This window comes from Pseudarthrobacter sp. NPDC092419, assembly GCF_044755045.1.
Classification (GTDB): Bacteria; Actinomycetota; Actinomycetes; order Actinomycetales; family Micrococcaceae; genus Arthrobacter.
This window is the reverse complement of sequence record NZ_JBIVQF010000002.1, coordinates 38,923-51,841: the sequence shown is the minus strand read 5'-3', so window position 1 is coordinate 51,841 and position 12,919 is coordinate 38,923. Positions and strand designations below refer to the sequence as shown.

Annotated in this window: 11 protein-coding genes; 5 read left to right on the top strand and 6 right to left on the bottom strand. The window is 66.5% G+C overall.

The genetic code is table 11. The features are described 5' to 3' along the window. The 5 genes from betA to ACIQC0_RS03560 form a co-directional block, all read right to left on the bottom strand. Complete coding sequence (betA, locus tag ACIQC0_RS03580; RefSeq protein WP_400532671.1) at positions 1 to 1,710, bottom strand: choline dehydrogenase; 1,710 nt, start codon at positions 1,708 to 1,710, stop codon at positions 1 to 3. 156 nt (positions 1,711 to 1,866) lie between these two features. Continuing rightward, complete coding sequence (locus ACIQC0_RS03575) at positions 1,867 to 2,460, bottom strand: TetR/AcrR family transcriptional regulator (RefSeq protein ID WP_377216446.1); 594 nt, start codon at positions 2,458 to 2,460, stop codon at positions 1,867 to 1,869. A 9-nt stretch (positions 2,461 to 2,469) separates the two neighbouring features. Continuing rightward, positions 2,470 to 3,198 (bottom strand): Pr6Pr family membrane protein, encoded by a 729-nt coding sequence (locus ACIQC0_RS03570; protein WP_400532669.1) that lies wholly within the window; start codon positions 3,196 to 3,198, stop codon positions 2,470 to 2,472. Between the two features lie 75 nt (positions 3,199 to 3,273). Then, on the bottom strand, positions 3,274 to 4,212 hold the full coding sequence (locus tag ACIQC0_RS03565; RefSeq protein WP_400532667.1) for a carbohydrate kinase: 939 nt from the start codon (positions 4,210 to 4,212) through the stop codon (positions 3,274 to 3,276). A 33-nt stretch (positions 4,213 to 4,245) separates the two neighbouring features. Next, positions 4,246 to 5,037: an alpha/beta hydrolase gene (locus ACIQC0_RS03560; RefSeq protein WP_400532665.1), complete on the bottom strand. Its 792-nt coding sequence runs from the start codon at positions 5,035 to 5,037 to the stop codon at positions 4,246 to 4,248. 227 nt (positions 5,038 to 5,264) lie between these two features. Here ACIQC0_RS03560 and ACIQC0_RS03555 point away from each other — a divergent pair, with 227 nt between their 5' ends. After that, positions 5,265 to 6,815, top strand: a complete 1,551-nt coding sequence (locus ACIQC0_RS03555; RefSeq protein ID WP_400532663.1) for an APC family permease — start codon at positions 5,265 to 5,267, stop codon at positions 6,813 to 6,815. A gap of 84 nt (positions 6,816 to 6,899) precedes the next feature. On the opposite strand, the gene ACIQC0_RS03550 is transcribed toward ACIQC0_RS03555, so the two are convergent. Beyond that, positions 6,900 to 8,303, bottom strand: coding sequence for a flavin monoamine oxidase family protein (locus ACIQC0_RS03550; protein WP_400532661.1), 1,404 nt, complete (start codon positions 8,301 to 8,303; stop codon positions 6,900 to 6,902). Positions 8,304 to 8,452: 149 nt separating this feature from the next. Here ACIQC0_RS03550 and ACIQC0_RS03545 point away from each other — a divergent pair, with 149 nt between their 5' ends. The 4 genes from ACIQC0_RS03545 (at position 8,453) to ACIQC0_RS03530 (ending at position 12,752) form a co-directional block, all read left to right on the top strand. Then, a complete protein-coding gene (locus ACIQC0_RS03545) occupies positions 8,453 to 9,142 on the top strand; it encodes a TetR/AcrR family transcriptional regulator (protein WP_400532659.1) in 690 nt (229 codons plus the stop codon). A gap of 95 nt (positions 9,143 to 9,237) precedes the next feature. Next, complete coding sequence (locus ACIQC0_RS03540; RefSeq protein WP_400532657.1) at positions 9,238 to 10,329, top strand: agmatine/peptidylarginine deiminase; 1,092 nt, start codon at positions 9,238 to 9,240, stop codon at positions 10,327 to 10,329. Beyond that, the gene (locus ACIQC0_RS03535; protein WP_400532655.1) at positions 10,326 to 12,071 is read left to right on the top strand and encodes an amidase; all 1,746 of its coding nucleotides are present in this window, start codon (positions 10,326 to 10,328) and stop codon (positions 12,069 to 12,071) included. Before ACIQC0_RS03540 ends, ACIQC0_RS03535 begins: the two co-directional genes overlap by 4 nt. A gap of 18 nt (positions 12,072 to 12,089) precedes the next feature. Then, positions 12,090 to 12,752, top strand: a complete 663-nt coding sequence (locus tag ACIQC0_RS03530) for a cyclodeaminase/cyclohydrolase family protein (protein WP_377216437.1) — start codon at positions 12,090 to 12,092, stop codon at positions 12,750 to 12,752. The last annotated feature ends 167 nt before the right edge of the window (positions 12,753 to 12,919 follow it).

The window sequence follows — 12,919 nt, the reverse complement described above, 5'->3', positions numbered from 1 at the left end:
TCACTCATGCCTAGCCCCTGCCGGGGCAGCGGCGGCATTCCGCTCCAGCGGGCTGATGCCGTGCCGGTAGAACTCCGCGTGCTGCGGCGCCAGGGGTGCCTTGCCGGCGATCAGGTCGGCGGCCTTTTCGGCGAGCATCATCACGGGGGCGTAGATGTTGCCGTTGGTGACGTAGGGCATGGCCGAGGCGTCGACAACGCGGAGGCCGCGGGTGCCGTGCACGGTCATGTCCAGGGGATTCACCACGGCCATCGGGTCGGAGTCCGGGCCCATCTTGGCGGTGCAGGACGGGTGCAGCGCCGTCTCGGCATCGCGGGCAACCCAGTCCAGGATCTCGGCGTCGCTCTGCACCGCACGGCCGGGCGAGAGTTCGCCGCCGTTGAAGGGGCTCATGGCGGACTGGCCCAGGATGTCGCGGGCCACGTGGATGGCCTCGACCCATTCGCGGCGGTCCTGGTCCGTGGACAGGTAGTTGAACACCATGGACGGGTGCACGGTGGGGTCGGTGGACTTGATCTTGAGGGTGCCGCGGGCGTCCGAGTACATGGGCCCGATGTGCACCTGGTAGCCGTGCTTGGCGTCCGCCTTCTGGCCGTCGTAGCGGACGGCCACCGGGAGGAAGTGGAACATCAGGTTCGGGTACGCCACGTCCTCGTTGGAGCGGACGAAACCGCCGCCCTCGAAGTGGTTGGTGGCGGCCGGGCCCTTCCGGCCGAAGAGCCACTGCATGCCGATCCACGGCATGCGCCAGACGTCCAGGGCCGGCTGCATGGACACCGGCTGGGTGCAGGCGTGCTGGATGTAGACCTCCAGGTGGTCCTGCAGGTTTTGTCCGACGCCGGGCAGGTTGACTACCGAGTTGATGCCCAGGGTGTTCAGGTGGGCGGCGTCGCCGATGCCGGAGAGCTGGAGCAGCTGCGGGGTGTTGATGGCGCCGCCGGCCAGGATGACCTCACCCGCGTTCACCTGGTGGGTCTTGCCGTTGCGGCGGTAGGTGACGCCGGTGGCCACGTTGCCCGTGAAGTTGATCTTGGTGGCCAGTGCCCGGGTCAGGACCGTCAGGTTGTTCCGGCCGAAATTGGGCCGCAGGTAGGCGCGCGACGCCGAAAGCCGCTGGCCCTTGTGCACGTTGCGGTCAAAGGCTGCGAAACCTTCCTGGCGGTAGCCGTTGACGTCGTCCGTCAACGGGTAGCCGGCTTCCTGCGCGGCTTTGAAGAACGCCTGGAAGAGCGGGTTCGTGGCCGGACCGCGTTCCAGGACCAGCGGACCGTCATGCCCGCGGAGTTCATCGTCCGGGTCGGCGGCGAGCGCGTTTTCCATCCGGTTGAAGTACGGCAGGCAGTGTGCGAAGTCCCAGGTCTCCATGCCGGGGTCGGCACCCCAGCGCTCGTAGTCGAGGGGGTTGCCGCGCTGGAAGATCATGCCGTTGATCGAGCTTGAGCCGCCCAGGACCTTGCCGCGGGCGTGAGCGACGCGGCGGCCGCCCATGTAGGGCTCCGGGTCCGACTCGTAGCGCCAGTCATAAAGCGGGTTGCCGCTGGGGAAAGTGAGCGCGGCGGGCATCTGGATGAAGAGGTCCCAGGGGTAGTCGCTCCGCCCGGCCTCGAGGACCAGGACGCTGGCCCGGCCGCCGTCGCTCAGCCGGTTGGCGAGTACGGAACCCGCGCTTCCGCCGCCGACGATGACGTAGTCGTAGCTGTTTCTTGTCATGCTGCAGACTCCTTCTAGCTGACCTCAGCCGATGTGGTGCAGGTCATATCCAAGGAGATTAGTGCACCTTGAACAAGTGTTCAATAGGAAAACTGGACAAGTGTTCAAATTTTTTCGGGCACGGCAAAGTCGCGTGGAAACTGCAACTGTTATTCACTACGCCGCGAAGGCGATCTCCTCCGTGCGGGCGATGCTCCGGCGGATCGATTCCTTGTCCACACCAAGGAGCGCAGTGAGCCACATGCCGTTCTGCAGGACAACGATGTCGGCAGCCCGCTCCCTGCATTCTTTGGCGGACAGCTGCGGCTTGGCATTCCCGATCAGCGCCGCAAGCCCGTCCAGGTATCGGTCGAACGCCGCGGCATTGATCAGGGCGAAATCGTCGTCCGCCTTCGCGAGCGCCCACAGATGGAGGCGCAGGGACAGGTAGCGCGTGGTCAAGAGGTCCGGACCCGCAACACGGTGGAGTGCATTCCGGAGTTGCTCGTCCGGGGGCAGTGCAGGGTCCGGCGCAACCAGTGCGAGGTCGTGCTTGTCTACACTGTGCAGTGCCGCGCGGATCAGGCTCGACTTGTCCTCGTAGTAATAGTTCACCAGGCCGAGGGCGACTCCCGCTTCGCGCGCCACCGCGCGCATGCTGACACCAGAGATCCCGTGGCGCGACAGCAGTTCCAGCGCTGCTTCAAGAATGCGCGACTGCCTGTCGACCTGCCCGCCCTGTTCGCGGGAATTCACGGTACCTGTATCCACCCGGCCAGCCTATGGTGAAAGCGACGCCGGTGCATCCCGGGACCCAAGGCCCCCATGCCCGGCGCGAAGGTTTCCGGCCAGGTGCACCAGGAGGCCGGCCAGGAGGAACGCGAAAAGTACTTCCGCCGTTGTGATGAGGACGGCCGACCAACCACCTTCGAGGGTCGGATCAAGGAAGTCATAGACGTACCAGCCATCCATGCCGCCGCGCAGCCAGGAAAAGACGAGGAAAGCGGTGGGGTAGCCCAACCACGCCAGGGGACGCCACCACGCGCCGCGGGCAGTCTTGGTCACCAGCAGCCAGTCCAGCGCAACGAACACGGGTGCCAGCCGGTGGTGCGCCATCTGCGGCCAGTAGAGGTCCCAGCTCCACCAGGGCTCGTCTGCAGGGGCTATCAGGACGATGTAGATGATGCCGGTCATCACCAGATAGAGGACGAGGGCGCCGAACAGGTGGTCCCACCACTGCGGCAACCCTGCCCTTGGCCGCGCGGCGGAAACCAGGAGCACCAGTCCAAGGACGAGGTTCGCCTGCACCGTGAATTCCGAATAGAGCTGGGCGATGTCCACATCGTTGCCTGGCAGCGTCGCATCGTAGGTCTTCTGGATGATGGCCACGAGCACGAAGATACCGACGGCGGCGCGCAGCAGGCGGACCCAGAGACGGTCCGGGTGCAAGGCATAGTTAGCGGACGGATGGCGTTCGACAGCGGGGGGCAGTGCCAGTTCACCGGTCATCTGCCCAGCATGGGCGCCGTGGCGGACCAGCGATAGGGCCGTTGGGCCCGCAGGCCTTAGGGACAATCTCCCCGACTACTCCACGGGCGCTGCGTTCATCTCCTCACGCGTGGGCGGGTTGGCGCCGGGCCGGGAGACAGTAACGGCGGCAGCGCGCGCCGCGTGGGCGAGCAGTTCGGCGAGGGTTTCGGCGGGCATTTCCCGCAGGTCCTTGCGGTTCTGGGCCCCGTCCAGGCCGCGGTCCACCAGCCCGGAGAGCAGCGCCGCCATGAAGGAATCGCCCGCACCCACGGTGTCCGCCACCTGCACGCGTGGCGCCGCGGCGTGCGCTTCCCCGGCCGCGGTAATACCCCACGGGCCCGCGGAGCCGCGCGTCACCACCACCATGGCCGGCCCTTCCGAGCCGCCCAGCTTGAGCCAGCGGCGTGCGGATTCCAGCGGGTCCTGGCCCGGGTAGAGCCACTCCAGGTCCTCGTCCGAAGCCTTCACCACGTCCGCCAGCGTGACGAACTTTTCCGCCTGCCTCCGGGCATAATCCACGTCCGTGATGATGCTGGGCCGGCAGTTCGGATCAAAGCTGATGGTGGCGTGCGGATGGGCGAATTCGACGGCGGCAAGTACCTCTTTGGCCCCCGGCGCCAGCATCGTCGCAATGGATCCGGTGTGCAGCAGGGTGGTTCCCTGCAGCATGAAGGCGAGCCGCTCGGGCAGTCCGGGAAGCTCCCAGGTGAGGTCGAAGGTGTAGGTGGCGGCGCCGTCGTCGTCAATCAGGGCGGTGGCCACGCTCGTGGGGAGGTCATCGGCACCCATCGGAAGCATCACCGAGCTGGAGCGGAGATGCGCGGCCACGGAGTCGCCGTACGCGTCGCGTCCGTAGCGGCCGATGAACTGTACGGGGTGGTCAAGGCGGGCCAGCCCCACCGCGACATTGAGCGGACTGCCGCCCACGTGCGCCTCAATTCCGGAAGCGCGCTGGACAACGTCAACAAGGCCTTCGCCGATCACTGTGAGCATGGACATACTCTGCCAGAATTCGCGTTTCGGGGCTTACGTTAAGAGCTCCCGGACCAGCTCCCGGCACGTCCGGTAGGCCTCCGCGGTAGGGTCGATCAGCGCGAAGTGGTCCCCCGGGACGATTACCAGCCGCGCGGGGACCCCGCCGGCTGCGCCCGCCGCAACGTAGGTGGCGGACAGCGCGAGGGGGACGTCGGCGTCGTCCTCGGCATGGACGGCCACTACCGGCACGTCCAGCGGCAGCGCGGCCATGGGGTCCGCGCTGCGGTACCGTTCCGGAACGGCCGACGACGGCCCGCCCAGCAGGTTGGCCACGGCACCATCGCTGAGGTTCAGTTCCTCCGCCAGGGCCAGGTTGAGCACGCCCGACTGGCTGACCACGCCGGTGAGGCGGACGCCGTGTTCCGCCTGCTGCCCGGCCGCCCAGACGGCGAGATGTCCGCCGGCAGAATGTCCCAGCGCCACCACCCGGCCCAGGTCCAGGCCGTGCCCGTCCGCGAGGTCCCGGAGCTTGCCGATCCCGGCCAGGATGTCTTGGAACGTGGCGGGCCAACCGCCGCCATTGCCTGCGCGCCGGTATTCCAGGTTCCACGCGGGGATGCCGCTGCGGGCCAAATCCAGTGCGAGCGGTTCGCCCAACTCCGCACCGTAGCGGGAGCGCCAGTAGCCGCCGTGGATGACGACGGCGACGCCGCGGTTTTCGGATGTACCGGGCAGGAAGAGCTCGCCCCACTGGCTGGGATCCGCCCCGTAGCTGTACCGGTGGCGCTGGACTGGGGTTGCCGTGATGGGGTCCTCCCTGGCTAAGTGACAGAGCCCCTCCATTCCATCACTGCGGATAGGACCGGTGGCGCCGGCCAATCGGCCTGTCTCAAATGAACTTTATTCATTTTTAGCTTGCCTCACGCCCCCACCCAGTCAATACTAAATGAACGTCCTTCATTTAGTGACGGCCGTCTCATGCAACATTCGCGACGGTTGCGTCCCACGGCACCCCTCAGCAGCAAACTGCTGTTTCATGGAGCTGTGCCGATACCCAGAAAGGGAGCGACATGACCCAAAGCATCCGCACCAACTCCGGCGGCAACGGAGCCGCCGTGGCCCCAGCGCCGCACGGCATTAGTCCGAAAGGACTGAAAGGCGGGCAACTCGGCCTTCTCGCCGTCGTCGTCATTGGCATCTCCACGATCGCCCCGGCGTATACGCTGACGAGCGCGCTGGGCCCCACCATCAATGAAGCCGGGCTCCAACTGCCCGTCATCTTCCTCATCGGGTTCATCCCCATGATCCTGGTATGCCTGGCCTACCGCGAGCTCAATGCCGACTCGCCGGACAGCGGCACCACCTTCACCTGGGTCACCAAGGCGTTCGGTCCGTGGGTGGGATGGATGGGCGGGTGGGGCCTGCTCGCCGCGAACATCATTGTGCTGTCCAATCTTGCAGCGGTGGCCGTCGACTTCTTCTACCTCTTCATGGCGCAACTTACGGGCCTGCCGGGACTGGCGGACCTTGCAGCAGACAAACCCCTCAACATCGCGACGTGCTTCGTCTTCGTGGCGCTGGCCGCCTGGGTGAGCTACCGGGGGCTGCACGCCACCAAGGTGGTGCAGTACGGACTCGTGGGCTTCCAGTTGCTGGTGCTCGGGATGTTTGTCGCCATGGCATTCGCCAACTGGAACTCGTCCGCAACGTCCATCCCGTTCAGCTGGGAATGGTTCGACGTTACAAGGATCGAGACGTTCGGCCAGGTCGCAGCGGGCATCTCGCTGTCCATCTTCGTTTACTGGGGCTGGGACGTGTGTTTGACCGTTAATGAAGAAACAGCCAACGGCAAGAAGACGGCCGGCGTCGCCGGAACCCTCACCGCCGTTATTGTCCTTGGCATCTACCTGCTGGTCAGCATCGCCACCATGATGTTCGCCGGCGTAGGCACCCAGGGCCTGGGCCTGAACAACGAGGAAAACCACGCGAATATCTTCACGGCGCTGGCGTCACCCATCATGGGTCCGTTCGCCATCCTGATGTCCCTGGCCGTGCTGTCCAGCTCCGCTGCCTCGCTTCAGTCCACGTTCACCTCTCCGTCCCGCAGCCTGCTTGCCATGGCGCACTATGGCGCACTGCCCGCGCCGTTCAACCGGCTCAGCAGATTCGCGACGCCGGGCTTCGCCACCATAGCGGCCGGGATTCTTTCCGCGGGTTTCTACGCCGTGATGCATGTGGTCAGCGAAAACGTCCTCAATGACACAATCCTTGCCCTCGGCCTGATGATCTGCTTCTACTACGGCCTCACGGCATTCGCCTGCGCCTGGTACTTCCGCAACAGCGTTTTCAGCAGCATCCGCAACTTCGTGTTCCGGCTGGCATGCCCGCTGCTGGGCGGACTCGGCCTGCTGGTGGTGTTCCTGCAGACGGCGGTGGACAGCCTGGCACCGGAATTCGGCAGCGGATCGGAACTCTTCGGAGTGGGGCTGGTCTTCGTGCTCGGCGTCGGCATCCTCGCCCTCGGGGCCGTCTTCATGGTCATCATGTCCCGGCTGCGGCCCGGGTTCTTCCGCGGCGAGACCCTTCGGCAGGACACTCCTGCCTTGGTGGTTCCGGAGTAGATCCAGAGCCACGGCATAAAGCGGGGCCCGTCCGGAGATTCTCCGGACGGGCCCCGCTTTGTTGTTCAGCTGTAGCGGGTCCGGCTAGATTCCTCCCGGAACTCCCGTCATCGCGTCAACGGATGTCCCCGCGACAGCTGAAATCCTCGCGGCGGTGAACTGGCCCATCCGGATAGCGCCGTCCACGTGCTGGTAGCCCTCGGCGGCAAGGTCCGAGGAGCACCAGTAGATGGGGCCAACCGGAGCCAGCTGGTCCTTGCCGTACCGATGAAGCCCTCCCAGGTCGTAACTTGAGGCATACGCACCGCGGGTCCATTCCTCGGAGGCCCAGTCGGATTCGTAGTAAACCTCGGGCTCCAGGGCCTCGGCGCCCAGGAAGCCGGCAATGGACGCCAGGATGGCCCCCTTGCGCTCGTCGGCACCCAATTCGAAGACGGCGTCGGCTTTTTCGTCCGAAACGAAACCCACCAGCGTCCCACGCGCATCCCCGTGATTGGTGTTGTCGTACACCTCCTGGACCAGGGATCCGGCACCGAAGCAGGTGCCGGAAAGCCCGGAGTTCCGCCAGAAGGGCGTCCGGTAGACCGCATGCACCTTAATCACCAGGCCGAGCGACTGATGCTGGTGCATCTGGTGCTGGCGCCGCGGCAGCGGCGGGTCGAAGGATACGCGGGAGTACAGGTTGGGCGGCACGGCCATGATGACAAAGCGGGCGTTGACGGTGGCGCGGTCGGACATGACGGTGACGCCGGCGCTGTCCCCCCCGCCCCACCGGATGGTGCGGACGGGACTGTCCAGGACGACGTCGTCCGCCAACTCCTCCGCCTGGAGCAGCGAGACCTGCTGCATCCCGCCCACCACGCGCCGGTCCAGGATGAAATCCTCATCCGTGAGATGGCTGAAGGAGCCTGCCGACGCGGCCATCAGCACGGCCTGCAGGGCGGAGAAGGAGTGCGCCGGTTTGGTCAGCATGCCGCCGGCAACGAACAGGCCGATGTTGTTGCACGCCTCCTCGCTGTCCGACTGCGCACGCAGCCACTGGTGGAAGGAGATGGTGTCCAGTTCGCGGGCTTTGGGATGGGCCCATGGCTCTGCCGCGCCAATTTCGGCGGCCAGGGCATCCAGCAGCCCGGTCAGCCGTGCCATTTCGACGGCAGTGGCCGGGTCCACGGGAAACGAACCGCCGGCGTAGCGCACGGGAATGCCGTCCGCGCCGATGTATATCGACTCGCCGCGGCGGTAGCGCGGATAGGTCTCCAGCCCCAGTTCATCCAGCAGTTCGAGGAGCGCGGTCTGGTCCGGCGAAACCCATTGACCGCCTATCTCCAGCACGGCACCATCCACGGTGTCGGTCCAGGTCCGGCCCCCGACGCGGTCGCGCGCCTCCAGCACGGCAACGGTAAGGCCGGCCCGCCTGAGCTCGCGTGCAGCTGTAAGCCCCGACGGTCCCGCTCCGACGACCACGACGTCTCGGTTCAGGTTCAGCATGATGTCCTCTCTGCAGCCCACACAGCGTGGGTCCAAGTCGATGAATGCCGACTAAATGAACGGCGTTCATTATTTAGCGTAACCGCTTCCTGGCCCGACCGGAAGGCGGCGGGTGGAATAATGCAGGAACCACCACAGAAAGGGCCGTAATGCCTGCAGTACCTGCTGCCCAAGGACCCTCCACCGACACCCCGGGCGGCGGAAAACGGCGTGCCGGCCGACCCTCCGCGGCAGTCCTGGACAAAGCCGGAATTACGGCGGCAGCACTGAAGCTCGTCAAGCGCAAGGGTTACGACGGGCTCACCATGGCCGCCCTGGCCAAGGAGCTGGACGTGGCCCCGTCCGCCCTCTATAACCACGTGGCGGCAAAGCGCGACGTCCTCCTTCTCGTGGAGGACCATCTCGCGTCACTGGTGGATGTTTCCCTGTTCGGCACGGCGCCCTGGAGTGACGCCGTGCGCGGCTGGGCGTGGAGCTACCGCAATGTTTTTGCGGAACATACCCCACTGATTCCGGTGATCGCAGTCCTGCCCGTCACCGACGCACCGCAGACGCTGGCCATGTACGAAACCGTCACCCGAGGATTCGCCGATGCGGGGTTCCCCGAGGATCGGATCGTGCCGTCCATCGTGGCTCTTGAGTCCTTTATCTTCGGATCCGCCTACGACGTGACCGCACCGGCGGACATCTTTGACCCGGGCTCCATGGCGGAGTCCACCCCGCACTTCACCGCCGCCGTACGCAGCGCGGCCCACTCAGGCGGCAAGTCGGCGGATGCCGCCTTCACACTCGGACTCGAAGCCCTGATCGACGGTCTCGCCGCACTCCTGCCCGCGTAACCGGACCACCAGAACACCCAGCTCCCGGCCCTTCCTTGCATCCCGGCTGCCTCATGCTGCACTATAAATGAACGTCATTCATTTATAGTGCAGCAATGAAGCTGCACCATTCCGATACGAGGACTTTCCGAACCATGGAGCCCATTTCACCCGCAGCGCCCCTGATGCCCGCCGAATGGCATCCTCACACCCGGACCTGGATGGCATTTCCGCCGGCCAACGCCACGTTCGGTACGGCCGGCAGCAGCACGCTGGCAAGAGCCCGCAACGCCTGGGGAACCGTTGCCAGGACCTTGGCCCGGTACGAGCCGGTCACTGTGGTGGCGCGCCCGGCCGATGCCGAGACCGCACGCACCGAACTGGGCGGCGACATCGCCGTCGTCGAAACGCCTCTCGATGATGCGTGGCTCCGTGACTCCGGCCCCACTTTCGTGCTCGGGGAGGGAGGACAAGTTGCGGCCGTCGACTGGACATTCAACGGGTGGGGAGGCCAGGACTGGGCCGCATGGGACAAAGACCGGCACCTGGCGGCATTTATCGCCGGCCGGGTCGGCGCCACCGTCCGCAGCAGCAGCCTGGTCAATGAAGGCGGCGGCTTCCACGTGGACGGCGAAGGTACAGTCCTGCTGACAGAAACCGTGCAGCTGGACCCTGGCCGCAACCCAGGCGCCACCAAAGCAACGGTTGAGGCGGAAGTCCACGCCCGGCTCGGCACCACCAAAGCCATCTGGCTGCCCCGCGGGCTCACCCGCGACTACGGCCAGTTCGGCACACGCGGACACGTCGACATCGTGGCCGCATTCACAGCACCCGGCACCGTCCTGCTGCACCGGCAGGAGGATCCGCGCCACCCCGACCATCGGGTCACCCGGGAGCTCCGCAGCATCCTCGAGGATGCGGTGGACGCTGCAGGCCGCCGCCTGCGCATCATCGACGTTCCCGCCCCGACAGTCCTGGACGACGGAAGCGGTTTCGTCGACTGGTCCTACATCAACCACTACGTCGCCAACGGCGTTGTGGTGCTCTGCGCCTTTGAAGACCCGAACGACAAGGTGGCCGCGGACATCCTGGCCGAGGCGTATCCGGGCCGCGCGGTGGAACTCGTGGATGCCCGCGATATCTTCGCCTTCGGCGGCGGCATCCACTGCATCACCCAGCAGCAGCCTGCCGGCAGGGGCGCACGATGAGCCACTTCAACGTCGTCGAGTCCTCGATTGCGGAGCTCCGCGATGCCATGGAAACCGGACTCGTGAGCAGCGAGGAGCTGGTCCGCCAATACCTGGCGCGGATCGCGGCATATGACCAGGATGGAATTCGGCTGAACGCCCTGGTGGTCATGAACCCCGATGTCCTCGCCGAAGCGCGGGCATCGGATGGACGACGCGCTGCCGGTGCCCTGTTGGGGCCGTTGGACGGGATACCGTACACGGCGAAGGACAGCTTCCAAGTCCGGGGGCTGACGGTCGCCGCAGGTTCTCCTGCCTTCGAACATCTTGTGGCGCGCACGGATGCCTTCACCATCGAACGGCTCCGGGCGGGCGGAGCGGTGCTGATCGGATTGACCAACATGCCGCCGATGGCCAACGGCGGCATGCAGCGCGGGCTGTACGGGCGGGCGGAAAGCCCCTATAACGCCGAGTACCTGACGGCGGCGTTCGCCTCGGGTTCGTCCAACGGTTCCGGAACCGCGACGGCGGCCAGCTTCGCCGCGTTCGGACTCGGCGAGGAAACCTGGTCCTCCGGCCGGGCCCCGGCCTCCAACAACGCCCTGTGCGCGTACACGCCGTCCCGGGGAGTCATCTCCGTCCGCGGGAACTGGCCACTGGTACCCACCATGGACGTGGTGGTTCCGCATACACGCAGCATGCCGGACCTCCTTGAGGTCCTGGACGTCATCGTCGCCGACGACGGCCGGACCCGCGGTGACTTCTGGCGCACACAGCCTTGGGTGGAGATCCCGACGGCGGACAGCGTGCGGCCTGCTGACTATGCTTCCCTTGCGGTCGCGGACAGGGACTCGGCCGAACGCGCCCTCGACGGGCGGCGCTTCGGAGTTCCGCGGATGTACATCAATGCCGATCCCGGTGCTGGAACGAACCCGGCACCGGGTTTTGGCGGCCCCACCGGCCAGAAAATCCTTACCAGGCCCTCAGTGCTGGAGCTGTGGCAGCGCCTGAGGGGTGACCTGGAGGCCGCAGGCGCCCAGGTGGTCGAGGTGGATTTTCCCGTGGTCAGCAATTACGAGGGGGACCGCCCCGGTGCACCCACCATCGCCACCCGCGGACTTGTTAGCACGGCATACCTCGAATACGAGCTCTGGGATCTGTCCATGTGGTCCTGGAACGACTTCCTCGACGCCAACGGCGACCCGTCCCTGAACCGCCTTGCCGACGTCGACGGTCCCCGCATCTTTCCGCATCCGGACGGGGCGCTGCCGGACCGCTACGCCGAACTGGATTTCGACCCTGCCGGGTACGTGGAGCGGGCACGCGAATGCGGGATCCCGGCCCTGGAGGACATTCCGCATCTGGCCCAAGGCCTGCGCGGGCTGGAGGAGACCCGGCGGATCGACCTCGAGGATTGGATGGACCGGCTCGGCCTGGACGCCGTCATCTTTCCGGCGGCAGCCGATGTTGGACCTGCGGACGCCGACACAAACGAGGCTTCGGCAGAGCTGGCATGGCGCAACGGCGTATGGGTTGCAAACGGCAACCTGGCGGTCCGGCACCTGGGCATTCCCACCGTCACGGTTCCCATGGGGACCATGGCCGACACTGGCATGCCGGTGGGGCTGACCATCGCCGGACGGGCCTACACCGACAGCACCCTGCTGCACCTGGCCTCGGCCATCGAGGCCACCCGCCAGCGGCGCACCGTTCCGCCGCGGACGCCGCCACTCGGTGGGAATACCACGCCGTCGCCTCGGTGAGCGGGCACACTGGATGCCATGGATGATTCTGCTGCCGTGACCACCCAAGGCTCCACCGTTGAGGAGTGGACGCGCGCGTTGGCCGAGTCCACCGGCTCCCCCGGCGGCGGCGCCGGGACCGGCCTGATGCTGGCGGTGGCGGCGTCGCTCACCTCCATGGTGGCCGGCTATACAGAGGCCGACGGCGGGGCCCGCGGCGAGGTGGAGCGCATCCGGACGCGCGCCCAGACGCTTCGGGCGGAGGCGCTGCGGCTGGCAGACGAGGATGCGACGGCGTCGCAGGCTTTCGGTGCCGCCTTCCGGCTGGAATCGGGGCCAGAGCGCGACGAAGCCATCCGGGCCGCCTCGGTGGAAGCCGCGAAGGCCTCCGCGGTGCTCGGCGACCGCGCCATCGCTGCCGTGGATGACCTTGCCTGGCTGGCAGCCAACGGCAACCGCGCCCTGGTTGCCGACGTCGTGGTGGCCTTCGGCGCCCTGCGCGCAGCGGTGGCCGGGGCGCGCACCAATGTCAGCTTCGACCTTGGCGCGCTCCGCTCTGCCGGCAGCACGCTGGAGGACATCCGTCGGCAGCATCCCGCACTGTGGTCCACCGTGGAACGGCTCACCGGCGCACTGGAACGGATCGATGGGCTGGCCGCCGGGATTGATGACCGGGCCGCTCCGACGGATGCTGCCGGTTAAATGGCTACCTGACCTAAATGGTGACCTGGCCGCTGATGACCGTCCGCCCGCGCCATAGGCGCCAATGACGCCAAGGTTCAAGGAGCCCATGGCCGCAAAGTCCGGGCGCAGGCCCAAGACGGTTTCCGCGGAGTCCAGCCTAATGCCCATCCAGCCCGGACCGTTGT